Origin of the sequence: Polynucleobacter sp. AP-Sving-400A-A2 (genome assembly GCF_018688155.1) — a bacterium.
Classification (GTDB): Bacteria; Pseudomonadota; Gammaproteobacteria; order Burkholderiales; family Burkholderiaceae; genus Polynucleobacter.
Map to the genome: position 1 here is coordinate 1154374 of NZ_CP061312.1, position 18972 is coordinate 1173345.

Genomic DNA, 18972 nt, shown 5'->3' on the forward strand with positions numbered 1-18972 from the left:
TCACAATTTCACAATACTTAGCATCAATGACCAATGAATCATTTAAAGAAACTCTTGGCCAGATCTACCGGGGTAAAAACAAGACAGCTCGGATAGGCACGGTGTGAGGTTGAAGCTCAACAGGGGTGCAAACCAAATTATCCCCGAAAAGAGTAATTTACCTAGAGTTTATGTCGAATTAGTGACGATATTGCCAACGACTGCAATCTCAATGCAGTGAAGTCAGCCAACTTTATTGAATATTGATCAGCTTGCTAACCTGCGCTTGAATCATTGGCAAATCCAGCTCAATTGTTTTCCAGACAATTTGCAGATCAACCTTAAAGTAGCCATGCGCCAAGGCATTTCTCATCTCGTAAGCAATCAGCAATGGCAGATCTGGGTTGCTGCTAGCAAATTCGGGAAAAGGTGATCTATGTTTTTACTGGCTTCACCAATAATCTCAAAATTGCGTATTACCGCGTCCTGAATTAAGTGGCTCTCCAAGAAACCAGCCTCATCAATATCAGCACAGTAGTCCTGAATTCTAGTAATTGCCTGCAGAATGTGCTCCAAGTAATCCTGCAATCGCTGGGGATCACGACTCATATTGGTAAGGCTTGGGCAATAACAGAACCACGAAATTTCTCAGGCAAGGCATTTGGTGTCAAAACATCTACCGGAACACCTAATAGTTGCTTTAATTTATATCGAATCGCACCTATATCAAATAGAGTGGTCTCCACAGTTGGATCAATCAAAACATCTAAATCACTTCCTTCAACGTCGGTACAGGAAGCAACTGACCCAAAAACACGCGCATTGCTAGCATGATGTGCTTCAACAATTGAGCGAATTTGAGCCCTGTGAGAGTTCATAGCAGTAGATGGTTTCATAATGAGTGATTATCCGAATTTTTTACACGAAGATCAATATTTTCGATTACCTGGTCTATGGGTATTGCCTTAACTCCGCCTCTTCGCATTTCTCTCATGGCCCTATCGGCTAGTTTTAGATCTTCTTGATCTTCAATCTCATCACGGTGCAGGTCAGCCATCAATTCGTCGACCATATTCAATGCCTGACCCTTGCCAATCTCAAATTCTGCAATTGCAGCCAAAGTTGGCGAAAGGCTTTAATTAGGTTTTGAGCTCATCTTTTAATCGGTCATAGGGAAAATCTGACTGCAGTGTAGTTAAAGGTGAATGTAACTCTTTGGGGCGTTAATTTCAATGCCATGAGCAAAAGGGTTTATAAAACAAATTTGCTTAACGCCGATCCATCAGCGCTCTGGCCAAAGTGCCTGCATCCACATACTCCAACTCTCCACCCACCGGAATACCTCTAGCAATTCTGGTGACTTTAATGCCTTTGGATTTCAGTACTTCACCAATGTAGTGGGCTGTCGCCTCACCTTCACTCGTGAAATTCGTTGCTAGCACTACTTCTCTGACTGGCACTCCAGTGTCAGGTGTTTCAATGCGATTGAGTAACCGATCAAAATGAATTTCATTAGGACCCATGCCATCGAGTGGCGAGATACGCCCCATTAATACAAAGTAATTGCCCTTAAAACTCATAGTCTGCTCGACCATCACTTGGTCGGCTGGTGTTTCCACAATGCATAGCAGGGATGGATCACGACGGTCATCCATGCAAGTACCACAGATTTGGGTCTCTGAAAAAGTATTACAACGGGCGCAGTGACCTACCGTCTCTACTGCTTCGCCTAATGACTGAGCCAGCACCGCTGCACCATTGCGATCATGCTGCAGTAGATAGAAAGCCATGCGCTGTGCTGACTTGGGCCCTACTCCAGGCAATACGCGCAATGCCTCGATCAAACGACCAAGGGCATCTTGCGGAGCTTCTTGACGTGCCATTAAATAAACCGTTTTTGATGAATGATTAAAACGGCAACTTAAAGCCTGGGGGCATTGGCATACCCGCAGTAGCACCGGACATCACTTGTGAGCTAGCTGCCTCTACTTGTTTGAATGCTTCTGTATAGGCAGTAACAAGCAAATCTTCGAGCATTTCGCGATCATCCATGGCGCCTGGATCAATCTGTACACGCTTCATCTCGTGTTTGCCAGAGATAGTGACTTTGACTAAACCACCAGCCGCTTGACCGGTGACCTCGAGCGCAGCCAATTGCTCTTGCGCTACTTTCATCTTCTCTTGCATCTGCTGGGCTTGTTTCATCAAACTCGCAAGGCCACCTTTCATCATCGCTTTATTTCCTTATGTTTTTAATCTTTAGATTGGCTTAACAGAGCCGCCCACTACTTTGGCTCCAAACTCTTTTTCTAATTGCTGAATAAATGGATCTTGCGCAATCATTTGCTCTGCGTTGAGTCTTTTCTCTTGGTGTATCTTGGCATCGACTTTAGCTACGGTCTTGCCTTCAACCTCACCCTTTTCGATGACTACTTTCACTGGCTTGCCAAAGTGTGCAGTCAGTGCATCTGCAAGACGACCAATAGAAGCTTCTGAAGCTAATTGCGGCATCGGTGTCACCACTGTGGCGCGCACGCCTGCTGATGAATCTTCCCAATTTTGTAACTCTGTCTGAAACGCTAACTGTTGCACTAGACCTTTAACGGGCAACTGACGCATTAAGGTGTGCCAGTCTGGACGATCAGAACTAGAGGCTGATGCAGCGGGCTTAGCTGCTGGTACTGGTGCTGGAGCAGATGCTGCAGGTGCAGACCTGACTGGGGCAGCAGTTTGATTTGCCGGTCTAGGTGATCGGGGTGCTGGGGCTACTGGTGGTGTGGGGTTGCCGCTATTGCTGCTATTACTACCTACCCTGCCTGGAGTTTCATTACCGGGACGAAAGGCCAACATCCGCAAGAGAGTCATGGCAAAGCCCGTTTGCTCGTCTGGTGCGAGTGATAAATCGGGGCGGCTGGTAATGCTAATTTGATAGAAGAGTTGAGCCTCTTCTTTTGTCAGTTCGCTTGCTAAGCGATGAATCTCTGCTGCTTCTGGCCAATCTTCTAATACTGACTCAGGAACGATTTGCGCCGCGGCGATTTTCTGAATGAGACTAGAGAGGTCGGCCAGCGCTAATGAGAAAGACATGCTGCGCTCACCCATCTCATTGGAGATGGCCAATAGTGTTGCGCCATCTTTCGCAATCAGTGCATCTAGAATTTTAATGAGGTAAGCATCATCTAAGGTGCCGAGCATGCCGCGTACGGCTTCTTCAGATACTTTGCCAGCAGCATAGGCGATGGCTTGATCAGTCAGTGATAGCGCATCGCGCATAGAGCCTTGCGCCGCTTTTGCTAAAACACGCAGTGCATTAGTTTCACATTCGACTTTTTCTGCGGCGAGTACTTTTTCTAGATGCTCAACGATGAGCGGAACTGGCATTTGCTTGAGATTGAACTGCAAACAACGCGACAGAATGGTGACTGGAATCTTTTGAGGATCAGTTGTGGCAAGTATGAACTTCACATGTTCAGGCGGCTCTTCGAGCGTTTTGAGCATGGCATTAAAGGCATGATTGGTGAGCATGTGCACCTCGTCAATCATGTAAACCTTGTAACGTGCATTACTCGGTGCGTAGGCTGCTTTTTCTAATAGAGAGGCAATATCGTCTACCCCGCGATTACTTGCAGCATCCATCTCAATATAGTCAACAAAGCGTCCTGCATCGATTTCTAGGCAAGCTGGGCATTTTCCGCAAGGTTCTGAGGTCATGCGACCTTGGCCATCTTCCCCGGTGCAATTGAGGGCTTTGGCCATAATTCGGGCAATGGTGGTCTTTCCGACCCCGCGAGTGCCTGTAAAGAGCCAAGCGTGGTGTAGTCGACCCTGGTCTAAGGCATGGGTCAGAGCTTTGACCACATGGTCTTGTCCTACCAATTGGGAGAAAGTTTTAGGGCGCCACGAGCGGGCTAAAGCCAATGCTGTCATGTACTCCATTCTAACAAGCTAAAATGAAATTGGACGGGCCTCCCCGCATGGCGGTTTGGATAACCTGGTCAGGTCGGGAACGAAGCAGCCAAACCCAATTCTGTCAGTGCCGGGGGTCAGGCTCGTCCACCTTCCTATTTAGATTTTTTGCATAAGCAGCTTACCCAGAGGGTGTAGCCTGCAACCCTATTGTTAGTGTTTTGGCGATCCCAACACTTCATCACAATCTCAGCTCATTGAATAACTTTTCTGATGCAATGCCTATCCTTTTTTTCTAGATATTCCTACAAAGTAATACACCTTTCCTGATAGTGGCCTCAGGCTCTGGCTTTTAAGCTTATAGCAGCCTTCTTGACCCAAAACACATCATCCACAAACGCTTATTGGCAAATCAATGATTGCAATAAGTTCACATATATGAGAACATTATCTTGAGCCTTTGGACCATTTTGTACTTCAATGAACGAACGAAAGTTGAGATTCTTGCTTGGCCGGCAGGGATCCTTGCGGATTACAGGCGGCTACTGGATTTAATGGAGCAACACGGAGCTGATTTAAGACTGCCCCACTCAAGATCAATGGGAGATGGTTTATTTGAAATTCGTTGTAAAGGTAGTGAAGGAATTGGGCGAGTTTTTTACGGAATGATGATTGGAAAACAAATCATCATCTTGCATAGCTTCATTAAGAAGACTCAGGAGACTCCGGATAAAGAAATTAAAAAAGCGCGCAAGCGATTAAAAGAGGTAAAAGAACATGGTTAAGCATAAAGATACATTCTCCCCCGTCCCGCATACCCACAAGGACGATCAAAAACTATTTGCTAATCCTGAATTTAAAAGGGCATGGGATGCGCTAGAGGAAGAATATGCCGCCCTCTCTGAATTGTTTCAAGCACGCAAAGAGGCTGGGTTAACACAAGAGCAAGTAGCTGTAATTATGGGAACAACTAAAAGTGCTATCTCACGACTTGAGTCATCCATTCGGAGTGATAGTCACTCCCCTTCTTTTTCAACCCTGCGTAAGTACGCCAATGCTTGCGGGAAGAAGCTTCTCATCAAGATGGTATAGATTAAGAGTCATCTTTTAAGCAGTCTAGCTCTTTGAGCTTCTTGGCGAAGGCAGCCCTGCCTTCAGCCTCGGGGACCACTTTTCCATCAACACTCCATATAGAACGCTTTAAATCTTCCGCAGTTAATTCAGGAGCATCGTCTTCATCAGTCCAAGGCTCTGGGTTGAACATTATTAGGAAGTTGAATTAGATCTTAAGTTCATTTTTTCCAAAAACAAGACATACGACGATCAATTCCAGCAGCATAGTCGTGATAGACCCACTTACTACAAATGAATTGATCTACCGTAATCAATACCAAGATGACTAAAGCCAAAAATATCAATGACCATTTAAGGGAAGTATTCATGCGAGAGGATCCATTGAGATTGCCCTTAGGGCTCTATTTTGGTTTTCTTAAACTTATCTAAAAGTGCCAAGCTAGCTAAGATTTGATTGGCCATATCCGCATCAATCTCCCCTTTAGCCAATGCATAGAGCACTTGGTCAGCGTGCTCTGCTTCTGGGGCGGCTAGTAGCTCCTTAAAGATTTCTTTTTGAGTCATGCCTAAATGAATGTGTAATGGCACTAAATTAATTTGCACAGCACCACCCTTAATCCCATAGCGCAGTTGGGCCATCTCAATGAGTTCACTGCGCTGCTTTTCTTGTAACTGGGCTAGCGTTGGTAATGGGGAATTTGCGCTAGATGAATTCGGTGAGATATCAATTAAAGAGCTTGAAGCAGGACCTTTGCCACGCTTTTTATATACCAAATCGTCCATGAAATCATCCATGAGAGCCTCCTAAGTAACTGATGAATGCAGGGATCATTCATCAGAATATTACCGCGATCCTTTGAAGGAGGCTTATTTTAAGAATTTAAAGAATATGGAGGATTTTCATGATTTGCCAGATCATCAAAATGATCAATAGGACGACAACGGTACGGGCGTCCATCACCAATCTAAATAAACGTAATTGCTTATGAGTACATTCAAGTGAAACCTGCATGACAAACCCCTATTAGCTAGAAAAGTTCAGCGTAGAGGTTTGCATCGAAAATGAACAGGGATTGAAGATGATTGGTGTGTAGGAAAGGATTGCCCTCTCCTAAAGCCAATGAATAAAGATTACTTTTGTGAATCTGAGTTTCCGCCTTGGGTGACCTTCTTGCGAAGAAATGCAGGCTTCACTACTTCAGCGCTCATACAAAACATCAAGTTATCGTCCAAGTCAGCAATGCGATGTTTAGTTACCTATCAAGCTAGTTTGTTAGATCACATTCGCTGTAAGCGTGGCACCGCTGTCTAGTAGACCGGTTGCTGTGGGCTTTCGCCCCCTCTTCATGTATGTGTCTATTAATAAGATAATAACCTTTTCTGTATAGGGGATTGCGTCATTACTTTGTCACATATCTTTCAATATTTTGACCCCTGTATTGATGAATCAAGGACTTAGAAAGCGATTTATTTTGTTGCCCTGCAACGAAATTTCATCTCGTAAAAAATGTAAAAATTGATTGGACAAGTTGGTAGTTGAAAGGCAGGATAAAGCCATGTCAATAAATCAGTTAAGCGTGCCAACGGTCCCGTTTCGACACAGCACGCATTAGTCGATTTGTTGGCAACCAAATAGACATTCTTGAGGAGTACATCATGAATATTACGCAATTAGAAATTAAAGAAGACGGTCCTTCTGATCAAGTTTTTGCATTACAGAACTACGAATTAGTCGAGGAGAGGCTAATTTGGCAACATCTCACCAGACGTAAAATGAATAAAATGCACGACATTTCAGAGCAAGAGTATCGCAAGCAAAAGCTTGATTAGGACAAGTAGGTATGAGTATGTTTGAGACCAAAAAATCGACCAATTACCAACTTCAATTTACTAATGAAATTGGAGCGGGTTCCAAAGTACTTGGAAACCTAGAGGGCAACGGCAATATCCGGGTTGCGGGGCATTTTGTAGGCAACATCGAAGAAGTAGAAGGAAGCGAATCAACCCTTGTGATCGATAAAGGAGGGGTTCTGACTGGCGATTTACATTATTCCAACCTGATTGTTGCCGGAACTATTGAAGGCTCCATTACAGTAGATGAAAAAATGGTGGTGTATCCCAGCGCTATGATTTTGGGCAATATTCGCTATAAATCCATTGATATTCACCCTGATGCGAGAGTCAATGGCATCTTGTCTTGCGAAGCCTTAGATGTTGTCAAACCTAATAAATCAGAAGTAATTACTTTTGAGCCTATTAAAAAGATTGCTTCATAAAAAAACTCTTTCAAATGATCTAAACCGCTATTAGCAAACGGAGTTTTTTATGGCTTTTAGTATTTCACCTAAAAATGAATTTCACCTTACCGAGCGTATGACCTACCGCAAAGACAATAAAGAAATGCATTGCGGCTTTCTTTGGAAAAGCGGGTCTTTCATTACAGAGAATCCGCCCAACTTTTTGGCCGAATATGATGAAAATATTGGTATTAGCGTGGGGAGTCAGGACTTTACGGAGGTAAACCTCTCTAGCGAAGGTCAGCACCTCATCTACTTTTCTGAGACCGTGTCACAAGATGAGCAAAAATCCTTAAATGCTATTTTTCAGCAGAGCAAGACCACGGATGATTTTGATATTGGCTTTCAACACAAAGGTTGGCAATTGGTCGATATGGATATCGTGATGTGGGGTGAGTTATTAATCACTAGCAAGCTCGATACCTAAATCCAGTATCAAGGCTCACCTACTGCATTTGCTCAGCCTCTTGTAGCAAGCCATCAAATACCTTTTCTAGCTTGGCATTAGTTCCTCTAACGCCACCTACTACTGCTTCAGACCAAGCAAAATACTCTTGCTTGCGTTTGAGATCCCAGCCAGCTGGCGGGGCGACCAATATATCGCGCAGATTGCAAATCTTATCGGCGAGTTTGACAAGCTTGGCCTCATGACTAGCAAAGGGGGCGTGAGCAATTTGTAAGCTTTTACGCACCTCTTTGGCAAGCGATTTATCGTCGGTCAACTCTTTCACAATCGCAGTGACTTTTTTACCAAAATGGGCTATTAACTCTTCTTCAGTCGTTTGGGTATCTTCAATCACATCGTGCAGTAAGGCTGCGCACAGAACATCCCAAGATAACACTCCGCCCTCGTTGACTAAAACATTCACTAGCTCAATCGGGTGATTAATGTAAGGCGTTATTTGCGCATCTTTACGCCGCTGATTTTTATGCTTCTCAGCTGAAAATGCTAGAGCATGAACAAAATGATTAATCATGATGTTATCTATTATAGGGATTGGCTATTTATTTTTCCAATCCCGCACCTTCATTTAAAGGCAATATTGACAAAACTCTTCTGCATCCTCATCATTTTATCTGTCTTGGTAAATAAAAAGCCCAAAAAAATTCAGGGCTATAAAATTTCTTATCATTTAGTTCTGCTCTATCTTTGCGCTTTTCACAATAGCGCCAAACTTTTTGCTCTCACTATTAGAGAATGCTAGAAATTCAGCTAGGGTCATATTGCCTGGCTGTGCGCCCTGCTTTTCAAGGACCTCTTTCACCTCAGGCATCTTAAGTACATCAACAATATCTTTTTGAATCTTTTGGGCAATGGCGTTAGGCGTTCCGCTTGGTACATAAACACCGAACCATTGAGTGAGATCAAAATTCTGTAGCGTTGGTGTTTTAGCTAGCGGTGGAATATTCGGTGCAGCAATCGATGGCGTTTTAGATGAGAGTCCAAGTGCTTTCAAGGCTCCTGACTGAATATGCGGTAGTACAGTTGGTAGTCCTGCAAAGCCAACATCCACATGGCCAGCGAGCAAATCAGATACTGAAGGAGCAACGCCCTTATAAGGAACATGAACCAATCTAATATTGGCCTGCTCTTCTAGCATCACGGCAGCTAAGTGCTGCGGTGTACCAGGACCAGATGATGCATAAGTCACGGTGCCAGGATTTTTCTTCGCATAAGCAATAAGCTCAGTAACGCTTGAATAGGGTTTAGAAGGATTGGTAACCAACACAAATGGTAGTTTCACAAGCAAGGTCACCGGCTTTAGGTCGGTATCCGGGTTGTAAGACATTTTTTGCATGAAATGTTGATTAATCACGACTTCTGCTGTCGCAGACATCAAAATCGTTAAGCCATCAGATGGAGATTTGGCCACATAGTTAGCACCAATAGTGCCACTACCACCCGCTTTATTTTCAACTACTACGGGTTGCTTCCAAATATCGGCCAGTTTCAAACTGACAAGGCGAGCTACAGGGTCCACACCACCACCTGGTGCATAAGGAACAATTACCTTGACTGGACGATCTGGCCAAGACTGTGCCGCTACCAAACTAGATAGAGTGAGTAATAGCAAAGAAATCAAACTGAGGATGAAATTTTGTGGGCGCATATTTTTAAGGAAGAATGAGTCGGTTGGTAAATCATGAATTTTTAGTGTATTAGAAAATGAGCTAGCACATCAAAATCTGGCTCAATTCCAATTCCAGGGACATCAGACAAGCTAACCCTACCATCAGCAATATGGGCCAATGGAGTCGATACCAAAGATCTCAAAGGATTAGGGTTAGAGTCAATTTCAAGCATTCCAGTTGATGAGGATGCCGCCAAGAGGTGCGCCGAAGCCATGAGCCCAATGCCACCGCCAAGATAGTGCGGACAATATTCAATGCCATGTTGATTAAGGCTATGAATAATAGGTAGACAACCTGAAATTCCACCCCATTTAGCAATGTCAGGCTGGATGACGCTAAATACCTTTGATGCAATAGCCTCTTTAAAAGCGTGTTCACTGCCCATATTTTCGCCAGCAGCTAACCTTACAGTACAACTTCTAGAGAGCTCTTGCCAATGGGTAATGGAATTGTCCGCTCTGATTGGCTCTTCAATCCAACTTACATCAAACTCTTCGATCGATTGAATATTTTTGATGGCAGCTGGTAAATCCCACGCTTGATTGGCATCAACCATGAGTTGATGACTTGGGATCAGTTGTCGAATGTTGCGTAGATTTTCAATATCTGCCTTTTCACTAAAACCGATCTTGAGCTTAAAAGCGGTAAAACCCTCTTTTAACAAGTCTTCAATTACTTTCTCTGGTTTATCCGGATTAATGCCACTAGCGTAGGTCTTGATCAGTGGATCTGAGCCGCCTAGGCAGCGCCAAAGAGGTAGCTTTGATTTTTTAGCAAATAAATCCCAGGCTGCAAGATCAATGCCAGCAATAACTTGAGCTATAGGACCAAACTCTCCTGATTGAATAGCTAATACTGCCGTATGCTCAGTAATCTGTTGATAGATTTGCGAGGGGTGATGAAACGATTTTTTAATCAGCAAAGGCTTAAAAGTTTCTTGCAATAACTTGGCGCGATGCTCAGCGCCACAATTGGGAAAGTTACACCAAATCTCCCCCCACCCAACAAGACCATCCTCATCCTCTAATCGAACAAAAATAGCAGGCCGATTGGTCATAATTCCAAATGAGGTTTTTACCGGATTTGCAATGGGGGCCCTCAAGACAAATGCCTCGATATTTTTAATAAGAATAGGTATCTGCAAAGTCGTATCTTTCATATAAAAATCCGTACAGTCATAGCTCGATTGATATGACTCATATTTAAACTGTCGTCAAGAAAAAAGCCCATCAAAATCAATTGAAGGGCTTCATCTGATTGCTTTGGAAAGAACAAGTCCAGCGAACTACTACGTATCTTTCTTCTGCTCTTTTACCGCAGCGTTTTGCAGTAGTATTTTTAGCATACTACTTTGCAGCCCCGTCACATTATCAGGATTATCAATGTATTTACTTAGCTCTTGACGATCTGACACACTCACAATTTGCTGTAGCTTGGAGATGGTGATCTTCAGTTGCTCAGCAGCTAATTCGGGGTGCTTAGACAAAAACTCCAGGCTCATTTCGCTAGTGGCGCCCTTACCTGTTTTAGCATCCTTGGCTGGGGCATGCTCAATACCCATTTCCACCTTCGCCTTTTCTAGTAAGCGCGTGAGCTCTCCCTGAGATAGATGCAAACGCTTAGCCTCGGCCTCAATGAGTTCTTGTTCATCGGCTGAAATCACGCCATCCTCTAGCATGTGGTAGAGCTCATTCATCATTCTTTCGCGCTCAATCCGTAGTTGGTCACTCAGTGCAGATGAAAGAATCGCTGCCGGAATCGCAAAAATACCAATACCCAAGAGCGCTATAACAATCGTCACTGCTCTACCCGCTGGGGTTATCGGAGAGATATCACCATAACCCACACTGGCCAAAGTAATCACAGACCAATAAATTGCCTGGGGAATATTTTCAAACTTATCGGGCTGAGCTTCATGCTCAAAGACATAACCTAAACAGGCAGCGAGCATGACAAGTAATAGCAAAATGAAAACCGCAGCCTTCATGACAGGCCACTCGCGTTGAATCACAGTAAATAAGGATTGAGTGGCGCCAGAATAACGCGCTAGCTTGAGTAAACGCATCAATCTAAAGACTCGCAAGAAGCGCAAGTCAAAGAGGTGGTGAAGCAGACTCTCTAAATAGAAGGGCACAATTGCCATGAAATCAATAATGCTCGTTGGCCTACAGGCGTATCTTACGCGTCCATTGAACCAAGCTTGGTACTTGGGATCCTCAGGGGCGCTATAGATCCTCATGATGTATTCTGTCGAGAAAATCACCACTGCAATGGTATCGAGAATAATAAATTCAGAATGTAGGTGGTAGCTAATGCTCTGCACTGATTCAAAAATCACAGCCAGCACCGACACAATGACCCAGCTCACAATAAACATATCAAAGATGTGATGCAGGTTGCCGCTGGTTGGTGTTTCATTGACTAGGGCATAAATCTTATAACGATAGGATTTGTTTTTGTTCAGCTCTAAAAATTCATTGAACGCTGGTGCCAAAGCGCGGAAGAGTTTGAGTAAACGCAATAAACGTAGGGCTCTCAGAATCCGTAAATCAGCTTCAAAGAATGCGCTTAGGTAGAACGGCAAGATCGATACCAAGTCAATGAGGGCAAATGGACTCTTACAGTAAGCAAGACGAGGGTATTTAGCCGAACTAAAGGCAGGATCTTCTGGCGCAACATACACGCGCAAGACGTATTCAATCGAAAAGATTGCCAGCGAGACCACATCAAAAATATGAAAGAGGTGTTCGCGAGTTTCATAGAACACCGGAATATGCTCAAGCACTAAACCTGCCATATTCAGTACGATCATGTACGTAATAAAGCGCTCGAACTGGTTGCAATAATTTGCTTTAATCTGGTGATTAAAGAATAAATCAAATATCCGCTTACGGATGTATAAGTTCAAACTAGACAAAGAAATCGACTGGAGATTCATAATTTAAATTCTCCAATTCTGATGAGGTAAAAACCGGTATCGCAAAGACTGAGACGAATTTGCAAACCGCTGACGAGCCTCTCCCCAGGTTCTAGTGGAGATACCCCGGGAGGCCCTGCCGGATTGGGAGTCAGTTTTTCAAAGATGAGAGCTCCGCTATTGAGCAGATCTGTTTTATTACATTTAGCTGTATATGCTGGGCCAGCCGGATTTAAAAGATTGACATAGCTCTCAAAGGGGCCTTTGGCTGCAAAAAGTGCTTCAACACAATTTTTCCAGTGATTTGGCTTGACGCCTTTAATCAATTTTTCATCTTCATCGATGGGGGTGCATGCCACAGGTTCAATAGGCTCATTGGCTTCGTTCTTGCTAGCAAGAGTCTCAAACCAGGTAATGATCTCTTCGGCATTATTTTGTGATGCCGCTACCTTTGCAGCATTTTGATAGTTTCCTATTCCGAGATAGATCACTAGAAGCACGTTGGCTATTACAGCCAAAATAAAGAAATAGTCTGAGACGCGCATGTCGCGAAATAGAACTTGGATATTCTTGCCCAACACGCTCTCCCAGCTTTTCCTTGATTTAAAAGTGGCTATCTTGCCGCTTTTAATTACTGTATATTCAGATTTAGAGTTAATAAGACTGCCACACGGGGATTATCAATGTTTTTCCAAACGCTGTTACAAAATTTATTAAAGAAAAAGAGAGTAAAGCCCGGAGTTAATCCCGCCCAGCCTACTCAAGATTTATCCCCAATGGCTCATAACATAATGCAAAAACTGGCTGAGCACGATAAAAACAAGGGTTTATCCCCAGATGTTGCTAGTAAGTCAGACATTCCAGGCAATAAATAGCTAGCCTAGCTTTAAGCCATTCTCTTTTAAGATTTTTATGCCCCAAGCCATTATTTTTGATGTTGAAGCCACCGATAAGACGGATGCCGTCATTATTGAAGCAGCCTCCTTAGATGTCACTTCAATTAATCCATTATCCGTTGGCAACCCTTGGGTGCAACGCTACAACCCAGGTAAGCCGATTAGCTTAGGTGCACTAGCAACCCACCACATCTTGGATGAAGAATTGGTTCATTGCCCGGCTAGCAGCTCTTTTAAATTGCCGGCCGACACCAAGTGCATCATTGGCCATAGCGTGGATTTTGACTGGGAGGCCATTGGCAAACCCGAAGTGAAACGTATCTGCACCCTTGCCTTAGCTCGCAGTCTTTGGCCTGATCTCGATAGTCACACCCAAAGTGCCCTACTCTATTACTTTGAACGCTCGACTGCTAGAGAGCAACTGCGTGATGCCCATAGTGCATTAGCGGATGTGTGGATTTGCTCCAAGATACTTGGGCAGATTATTGAGAAACTCAAACCCGCTTCTCTGGACGCTTTATGGGAAATGTCTGAGAAGGCTCGTATTCCGACGATCATGCCCTTTGGTAAGCACAAGGGCGAACTCATTAGCCAAGTACCATCCGATTACAAGCAATGGATGCTACGTCAGGACAATGTCTCTGAATACCTACGCAAAGCTTTGCAGGCCTAATTTTTTAAGCTCTAACTTATTTAGTGCTTCTGATGTGCTGAGGCTACGAGCTTTTCTGTATAAGCAATCGCGAGAGCTGAAAATACAAAGGTCATGTGTATGACGGTTTGCCACAGTAAGGTTTTTTCATCGTGTGAGGACGCATTAATAAAGGTCTTTAGCAAATGAATTGATGAAATTCCAATGATGGCTGTTGCCAACTTCACCTTGAGTACGCCTGCATTGACATGCGATAACCACTCAGGTTGATCTGGATGGTTCTCTAGCTCTAACCTAGAAACAAAAGTTTCCCAACCGCCGACAATGACCATCACCAACAAATTTGAGATCATCACCACATCAATCAAGCCCAACACAATGAGCATGAGTGCAGTTTCTGTCATGCTTTTCTCTGACATCATGCTAATCAGATGGGCTAACTCCAACCAAAACTGCCACACATAAACACCCTGGGCAACAATTAGGCCAATGTAGAGCGGCGCCTGCAACCAGCGGGACATAAATATCCAACGTGGTAGTGGGCGTAATTTTTTATCTATGAAGGTTTGCTTATCGTCGATCATGTATGGATTTTATCCATATTTATGACATTTTTATACCCTCATTACACATATTTTGTGTAAGGGCGAATCTGATGACTCTCGCCTTGACTAGGGAATAAGGAATCCGTGATTTCCTTATTCCCCCTCTAGGCAGCTGCTGCTTGTTTTTTCTACTGCTGATTTTTCTTACTGATACTTGCGGCTAAATACCGAATTATTGCTACGCTCATTGCGCTTCGTGTTTTTCAATACTGCGCAGTAAGACAAAACCATAATCACTGCGAGTGAGATGCCGTTAAAGTTATTTAATAGTTCCATTTGATTTCTCCTAGTGTGTATCTACGTTAATAAAATTTTGTTGCTATTGTTGATGACTGTTTTGTTTCTATGTATTCAGAATATGGGCTTACTAGCTCACGAAATGAGCTAGTAAAACTAGAGTCGTTATTTGTTGTTTTTTTCTTCATTTGTTTCATCGTTTTTTTCATTGTTTTTACTTGCTCGTTAGCGCACTACCGGCAACTCATCCCACTGCGTGGTGTAGTTTGGTGATTTATTGCCTGACCGCATCTTCCAGTCTTGCTTGGTTCCGGATGCGGCGGTTTTGATTGCAGTATTACCAAAGCGGCTATTAATGGAGTCCATGGCCTTCATAAGTCCTGCAGACTTTCCTTTGACTTCCACGTCGTCAAATAGAGATTGCTGCATCGTCGGCTTATCAGCCAAAAGATTCAGAATGACTCCTGCTTTCTTGTACTTAAAACCTGCTTTGTAGATTTGCTTCAAACCCTTTAATGCAGCGCTAGTCAGCGTTAAAGTGTTATCACTAGGATCACTCAGCACTACTGTGATGCTTTGATGATGTTGTGGCTCAAATGGTTTATGCGGGTTAGTTTGCACAAAGATCGTCAGCGCGCCCGTCACTGACTTTTGGCTTCTGAGTTTCTCGGCACCTCTTGCGGCATGAGTGGCAACAGACTCAGACAAGCCTTCCATTGAAGTCACTGGCTTGCCAAAACTTCTTGAGGAAATGATTTGTTGTTTAGCTGGCGCTACTTCTTCTAACTGCAGGCAAGATACTCCGCGCAACTCATAGCAAATACGCTCGATCACAACACCAAACTGTTGACGCATGGCTTGTGGCGATATTTGTACTAGATCAAATATGCTATTAATCTTGAGCTCTTTGAGTTTCTTGGCAGTCTTCCCGCCGATACCCCACACCTCACCTACTGCTGTCTCGGCCATCCACTGATAGAGCATTGCTTTTGGCATGGAGCTGATGTCACACACACCAGCAAACTGAGGATTCTTTTTGGCCAAGTGATTGGCTAACTTGGCAAGCGTCTTACTAGCCCCAATGCCAACACATACCGGCAAGCCTGTAGTGTCTTTAACATCTTGCTTGATGATTTGACCCAAGCTAGTGGGATCAGCATATTGCTTAAGTACTGTTTCGATTTGTAGAAAGCTCTCATCAATACTGTAGACCTCTAAATTAGGCGTGAACTTTCTTAAGACTTCTACTACCCTGCCACTCATATCGCCATACAAGGTGTAGTTTGATGAGTAGGCTTGAATACCATGTTGCTGAGCTAGATCTTTCATCTGAAACCAGGGCGTGCCCATCTTCACGCCCAGTGCTTTGACTTCAGCACTACGCGCTACGGCACAACCATCGTTATTCGATAGCACTACCATCGGCACATCTTCCAGTTTGGGAGCAAATACACGCTCGCAAGATACATAGAAATTGTTTACATCGACCAGCGCGAAGAGTTGATTGGTTTGGCCGGCTTGGTTCATGCGGACCTGCCGTTTCTGTTGCTAGCGTGGCTGTACTTGCGCACTACCCCAACGACTACACCCCAGATTTGGAGCTCGCTGTTCTCATTAAAGGTAATGGGCTCGTAATTGGCGTTCTCAGGCTGCAGCTCAGTTTTGCCACGCAATTGATAGAGGCGCTTAATGGTGTACTCATCATCCACTACGGCAACCACGATATCTTTGTGTTTTGGCTTGAGGGCTTTATCGACCACTACCTTATCGCCGTCACAAATACCCGCGCCCATCATCGAGTCCCCTTTGACGGTAAACATGAAGGTGGCTGGCTTGTTTTGGACTAAGTAGCTATTGAGATCCAAGCCTTCCTCGGCATAATCAGCCGCTGGACTCGGAAATCCCGCTGAAATCCGGTGACTTAATAGCTTGAACTCATATGCAGAATGAAGCCCCAAGGCTTGTGGAGCCTGGCTTAGGGTCGATTTTGGGGAGATCAGCTGAGTCGTCATGTTTATTAATATACTGTATATCCATACAGTATATGTAAAAACCTTAAAAATGACTCTTTTTTTGTTGTTTTGCTGCTGATCCCCGCTTTTTCTAGTCATAAACCCCAAGTTCTTTAGCGGGGGAAGCACCACATAATGGTTCTGAGAATGCATGTAAAAGCGCATGCACTAATAAGAAAATGGCAGTAGGAGACGAATGAAGACTTACAAAATAGCCTCGATTCCGGGTGATGGCATTGGCAAAGAAGTAATCCCTGAATGCGAGAAAGTATTAAATGCTTTAAGTAAAAAACATCCTCAAGTAGCCTTTGCCTTTGAGCACTTTGATTGGGGCGGCGACTACTATCGTAAGCACGGCATCATGATGCCTAACGACGGCCTAGAACCCCTGCGCTCTAAAGATGCCATCTTATTTGGTTCAGCTGGCGACCCTGATATTCCGGATCACATTACGCTGTGGGGTTTGCGTCTCAAAATTTGCCAAGGCTTTGATCAATATGCCAATGTGCGTCCCACTCGCATTCTTCCTGGCATTCAAACTCCCTTGCGCAATTGCAAGCCGGAACAATTGGACTGGGTGATTGTGCGGGAGAACTCAGAAGGCGAGTATTCCGGGGTAGGCGGCAGAGCCCACCAGGGCCACCCAATTGAAGTGGCGTCCGATATGAGCATCATGACGCGCGTTGGCGTAGAGCGTGTACAGCGCTTTGCCTTTCAGCTCGCGCAGTCTAGGCCCCGTAAACACCTCACCGTCATTACCAAGTCCAATGCCCAGCGACACGGTATGGTGATGTGGGATGAAATCGCTAAGCTGGTAGCCAAAGATTTTCCAGATGTAACTTGGGATAAAGAACTGGTCGATGCTGCTACCGCTCGCATGGTCAATCGCCCTGAATCACTCGATACGATTGTGGCTACCAATTTACATGCGGATGTCTTAAGTGACTTGGCGGCAACTCTTGCTGGTAGCTTGGGTATTGCTCCTACCGCCAATCTTGATCCTGAAAGACGTTACCCGTCGATGTTTGAGCCGATTCATGGTTCAGCATTTGACATTATGGGTCAGGGCTTGGCAAATCCCATTGGTACGTTTTGGTCCGCAGTCATGATGCTCGACTTCTTAGGAGAAAAGGAGCTTGGCAAAAAACTCATGCACGCAATTGAAGTCGTCACCGCTAATCCTCAATTACATACCCGGGATTTAGGAGGCTCTGCAATGATGAGTGATGTTACTAATGCAGTAATTCAGGAGATATCAAAATGAATGTGTTTTCACTAATGAAGTTTGCTGTGCTCTCTTTAAGCTTTATCTCGGTGGTCAGTGCACAGCCGTTCCCCGATAAAACCATCCAATACATCATCCCCTTCCCCCCTGCTGGAGAGTCGGACTTAGTAGCGCGCTATCAAGCGGATATTTCTGCCAAAAAGTTCAAACAACCGATGGTGGTCATGAATCGTGCAGGTGCCGGTGGGGCACTTGTTTGGAGTGCTCTCAATACCTACCCCGCTGATGGCACTACCGTAGTCGGCGTCAATATTCCCCATACGATCTTGCAGCCATTGCAAGAAGGCATTCAGTACAAGACTGAGGACATCAGCGCAATCTACTATTACCACTTCACTCCAGATGCCCTCATGGTCTCTGCTGATAGCCCCTACAAAACCTATCAAGAGTTTATTGCCGCTGCTAAAAAAGAACCTGGCAAGATCAATCTTGCTGGCTCTGCGCAATACTCTGCAAACCACATGGCAGTGGAGCGCTTAAATAAGTTGGCCGGCGTAAAAATTAATTACGTTCCTTTTAAAGGTACTGGAGATTTAATTACTGCCTTAATTGGGATGCACGTAGATGGCGCCATGGGTTATCTACCCTTGGCAATTCAACAAAAAACTAAGGTACGTACACTGGCGATTGCTACTGAAAAACGTAATCCCGCCCTACCAGATGTACCTACATTTAAAGAATTAGGCTTGAACTGGGTGGATGGTGCTTACCGCGGCGTTGCAGTACCTAAGGCTACGCCACTAGTCTTGCAGCAAAAAATGTCGGATTATTTTGCACAGCTCAATGCCGATCCTGAAACGAAGAAAAAACTAGAAGACTCAGGCTTTGTGATTGTAGATGTCCCACTCTCCAAAATGCCGGCGTTTATGAAAGAGAAAATTCCTCAGGCAATGGAAGATGCAAAGAATGCCGGGATGATTAAATAATGACTGAGTAAGTTGATAAAGCAATACATTAATTTGTCTTTATAAAAACAAAA

Annotated in this window: 28 protein-coding genes, 1 other RNA gene and 1 riboswitch; of the genes, 9 read left to right on the forward strand and 20 right to left on the reverse strand. The window is 44.3% G+C overall.

The genetic code is table 11. The features are described 5' to 3' along the window. Positions 1 to 232: 232 nt before the first annotated feature. The 7 genes from C2758_RS10745 to dnaX all read right to left on the reverse strand — a co-directional run bounded on the left by C2758_RS10745 (position 233) and on the right by dnaX (position 3906). A complete protein-coding gene (locus C2758_RS10745) occupies positions 233 to 370 on the reverse strand; it encodes a DUF86 domain-containing protein (protein WP_251369142.1) in 138 nt (45 codons plus the stop codon). Beyond that, positions 364 to 588 carry a DUF86 domain-containing protein gene (locus C2758_RS10750; RefSeq protein ID WP_251369143.1) on the reverse strand — a complete coding sequence of 75 codons (225 nt, stop codon included), beginning with the start codon at positions 586 to 588 and terminating at the stop codon, positions 364 to 366. Before C2758_RS10750 ends, C2758_RS10745 begins: the two co-directional genes overlap by 7 nt. After that, positions 585 to 875, reverse strand: coding sequence for a nucleotidyltransferase family protein (locus C2758_RS06065; RefSeq protein WP_215327390.1), 291 nt, complete (start codon positions 873 to 875; stop codon positions 585 to 587). Before C2758_RS06065 ends, C2758_RS10750 begins: the two co-directional genes overlap by 4 nt. Next, positions 872 to 1099 carry a hypothetical protein gene (locus C2758_RS06070; protein WP_215327391.1) on the reverse strand — a complete coding sequence of 76 codons (228 nt, stop codon included), beginning with the start codon at positions 1097 to 1099 and terminating at the stop codon, positions 872 to 874. Before C2758_RS06070 ends, C2758_RS06065 begins: the two co-directional genes overlap by 4 nt. A gap of 148 nt (positions 1100 to 1247) precedes the next feature. After that, positions 1248 to 1862 carry a recombination mediator RecR gene (gene recR / locus C2758_RS06075; RefSeq protein ID WP_215327392.1) on the reverse strand — a complete coding sequence of 205 codons (615 nt, stop codon included), beginning with the start codon at positions 1860 to 1862 and terminating at the stop codon, positions 1248 to 1250. A gap of 25 nt (positions 1863 to 1887) precedes the next feature. Further along, positions 1888 to 2211: a YbaB/EbfC family nucleoid-associated protein gene (locus C2758_RS06080; RefSeq protein WP_215327393.1), complete on the reverse strand. Its 324-nt coding sequence runs from the start codon at positions 2209 to 2211 to the stop codon at positions 1888 to 1890. 27 nt (positions 2212 to 2238) lie between these two features. Beyond that, positions 2239 to 3906 (reverse strand): DNA polymerase III subunit gamma/tau, encoded by a 1668-nt coding sequence (gene dnaX, locus C2758_RS06085; RefSeq protein ID WP_215327394.1) that lies wholly within the window; start codon positions 3904 to 3906, stop codon positions 2239 to 2241. A gap of 32 nt (positions 3907 to 3938) precedes the next feature. On the opposite strand from dnaX, the gene ffs reads away from it, so the two are divergent. From ffs to C2758_RS06100, 3 genes are all read left to right on the forward strand, one after another. Continuing rightward, positions 3939 to 4036, forward strand: an RNA gene (ffs, locus tag C2758_RS06090) — signal recognition particle sRNA small type. Positions 4037 to 4355: 319 nt separating this feature from the next. Beyond that, positions 4356 to 4670, forward strand: coding sequence for a type II toxin-antitoxin system RelE/ParE family toxin (locus C2758_RS06095; RefSeq protein ID WP_251369144.1), 315 nt, complete (start codon positions 4356 to 4358; stop codon positions 4668 to 4670). Beyond that, a complete protein-coding gene (locus C2758_RS06100) occupies positions 4663 to 4977 on the forward strand; it encodes a helix-turn-helix transcriptional regulator (RefSeq protein WP_215327395.1) in 315 nt (104 codons plus the stop codon). Before C2758_RS06095 ends, C2758_RS06100 begins: the two co-directional genes overlap by 8 nt. A gap of 1 nt (position 4978) precedes the next feature. Here C2758_RS06100 and C2758_RS06105 read toward each other — a convergent pair whose 3' ends face one another. The 4 genes from C2758_RS06105 to C2758_RS10785 all read right to left on the reverse strand — a co-directional run bounded on the left by C2758_RS06105 (position 4979) and on the right by C2758_RS10785 (position 5971). Beyond that, positions 4979 to 5149 (reverse strand): hypothetical protein, encoded by a 171-nt coding sequence (locus tag C2758_RS06105; RefSeq protein WP_215327396.1) that lies wholly within the window; start codon positions 5147 to 5149, stop codon positions 4979 to 4981. 28 nt (positions 5150 to 5177) lie between these two features. Continuing rightward, the gene (locus C2758_RS06110) at positions 5178 to 5327 is read right to left on the reverse strand and encodes a hypothetical protein (protein WP_215327397.1); all 150 of its coding nucleotides are present in this window, start codon (positions 5325 to 5327) and stop codon (positions 5178 to 5180) included. A 25-nt stretch (positions 5328 to 5352) separates the two neighbouring features. Continuing rightward, complete coding sequence (locus C2758_RS06115) at positions 5353 to 5754, reverse strand: hypothetical protein (protein WP_215327398.1); 402 nt, start codon at positions 5752 to 5754, stop codon at positions 5353 to 5355. An 85-nt stretch (positions 5755 to 5839) separates the two neighbouring features. Beyond that, positions 5840 to 5971 (reverse strand): hypothetical protein, encoded by a 132-nt coding sequence (locus C2758_RS10785; protein ID WP_256441892.1) that lies wholly within the window; start codon positions 5969 to 5971, stop codon positions 5840 to 5842. 227 nt (positions 5972 to 6198) lie between these two features. Then, positions 6199 to 6314: riboswitch (SAM-I-IV-variant riboswitch) on the reverse strand. A 301-nt stretch (positions 6315 to 6615) separates the two neighbouring features. On the opposite strand from C2758_RS10785, the gene C2758_RS06120 reads away from it, so the two are divergent. Genes C2758_RS06120 through C2758_RS06130 form a run of 3 tightly spaced genes read left to right on the forward strand, consistent with a single transcriptional unit; the run spans position 6616 to position 7683 of the window. Beyond that, complete coding sequence (locus C2758_RS06120) at positions 6616 to 6789, forward strand: hypothetical protein (protein WP_215327399.1); 174 nt, start codon at positions 6616 to 6618, stop codon at positions 6787 to 6789. Positions 6790 to 6800: 11 nt separating this feature from the next. After that, a complete protein-coding gene (locus tag C2758_RS06125; RefSeq protein ID WP_215327400.1) occupies positions 6801 to 7235 on the forward strand; it encodes a polymer-forming cytoskeletal protein in 435 nt (144 codons plus the stop codon). A gap of 49 nt (positions 7236 to 7284) precedes the next feature. Next, positions 7285 to 7683, forward strand: a complete 399-nt coding sequence (locus tag C2758_RS06130) for a hypothetical protein (protein WP_215327401.1) — start codon at positions 7285 to 7287, stop codon at positions 7681 to 7683. Positions 7684 to 7702: 19 nt separating this feature from the next. On the opposite strand, the gene C2758_RS06135 is transcribed toward C2758_RS06130, so the two are convergent. The 5 genes from C2758_RS06135 to C2758_RS06155 form a co-directional block, all read right to left on the reverse strand. Next, positions 7703 to 8230 (reverse strand): HD domain-containing protein, encoded by a 528-nt coding sequence (locus tag C2758_RS06135; protein ID WP_215330142.1) that lies wholly within the window; start codon positions 8228 to 8230, stop codon positions 7703 to 7705. Positions 8231 to 8389: 159 nt separating this feature from the next. After that, the gene (locus C2758_RS06140) at positions 8390 to 9367 is read right to left on the reverse strand and encodes a tripartite tricarboxylate transporter substrate binding protein (RefSeq protein ID WP_215327402.1); all 978 of its coding nucleotides are present in this window, start codon (positions 9365 to 9367) and stop codon (positions 8390 to 8392) included. A 41-nt stretch (positions 9368 to 9408) separates the two neighbouring features. Then, positions 9409 to 10548, reverse strand: a complete 1140-nt coding sequence (locus C2758_RS06145; RefSeq protein ID WP_215327403.1) for a mandelate racemase/muconate lactonizing enzyme family protein — start codon at positions 10546 to 10548, stop codon at positions 9409 to 9411. Positions 10549 to 10677: 129 nt separating this feature from the next. Then, positions 10678 to 12327 carry an ion transporter gene (locus tag C2758_RS06150; RefSeq protein ID WP_215327404.1) on the reverse strand — a complete coding sequence of 550 codons (1650 nt, stop codon included), beginning with the start codon at positions 12325 to 12327 and terminating at the stop codon, positions 10678 to 10680. After that, entirely contained in the window at positions 12324 to 12884 is a 561-nt protein-coding gene (locus tag C2758_RS06155; RefSeq protein ID WP_215327405.1) for a hypothetical protein, read from the reverse strand. The genes C2758_RS06150 and C2758_RS06155 overlap by 4 nt, the downstream gene beginning before the upstream one ends. Before the next feature lie 334 nt (positions 12885 to 13218). Between C2758_RS06155 and C2758_RS06160 the strand changes: the two genes are divergently transcribed. Then, a complete protein-coding gene (locus C2758_RS06160; protein ID WP_215327406.1) occupies positions 13219 to 13875 on the forward strand; it encodes a putative quorum-sensing-regulated virulence factor in 657 nt (218 codons plus the stop codon). A gap of 20 nt (positions 13876 to 13895) precedes the next feature. Here C2758_RS06160 and C2758_RS06165 read toward each other — a convergent pair whose 3' ends face one another. From C2758_RS06165 to C2758_RS06175, 4 genes are all read right to left on the reverse strand, one after another. Further along, the gene (locus C2758_RS06165) at positions 13896 to 14438 is read right to left on the reverse strand and encodes a TIGR00645 family protein (protein WP_215327407.1); all 543 of its coding nucleotides are present in this window, start codon (positions 14436 to 14438) and stop codon (positions 13896 to 13898) included. Between the two features lie 165 nt (positions 14439 to 14603). After that, positions 14604 to 14735, reverse strand: coding sequence for a hypothetical protein (locus C2758_RS10790; protein WP_256441893.1), 132 nt, complete (start codon positions 14733 to 14735; stop codon positions 14604 to 14606). A 186-nt stretch (positions 14736 to 14921) separates the two neighbouring features. Continuing rightward, the gene (locus C2758_RS06170) at positions 14922 to 16223 is read right to left on the reverse strand and encodes a Y-family DNA polymerase (protein WP_215327408.1); all 1302 of its coding nucleotides are present in this window, start codon (positions 16221 to 16223) and stop codon (positions 14922 to 14924) included. Continuing rightward, positions 16220 to 16708, reverse strand: a complete 489-nt coding sequence (locus tag C2758_RS06175) for a LexA family transcriptional regulator (protein WP_215327409.1) — start codon at positions 16706 to 16708, stop codon at positions 16220 to 16222. The genes C2758_RS06170 and C2758_RS06175 overlap by 4 nt, the downstream gene beginning before the upstream one ends. A 196-nt stretch (positions 16709 to 16904) precedes the next feature. Here C2758_RS06175 and C2758_RS06180 point away from each other — a divergent pair, with 196 nt between their 5' ends. After that, positions 16905 to 17972: a tartrate dehydrogenase gene (locus C2758_RS06180; RefSeq protein WP_215327410.1), complete on the forward strand. Its 1068-nt coding sequence runs from the start codon at positions 16905 to 16907 to the stop codon at positions 17970 to 17972. After that, a complete protein-coding gene (locus C2758_RS06185; protein ID WP_251369145.1) occupies positions 17969 to 18919 on the forward strand; it encodes a tripartite tricarboxylate transporter substrate binding protein in 951 nt (316 codons plus the stop codon). The genes C2758_RS06180 and C2758_RS06185 overlap by 4 nt, the downstream gene beginning before the upstream one ends. The last annotated feature ends 53 nt before the right edge of the window (positions 18920 to 18972 follow it).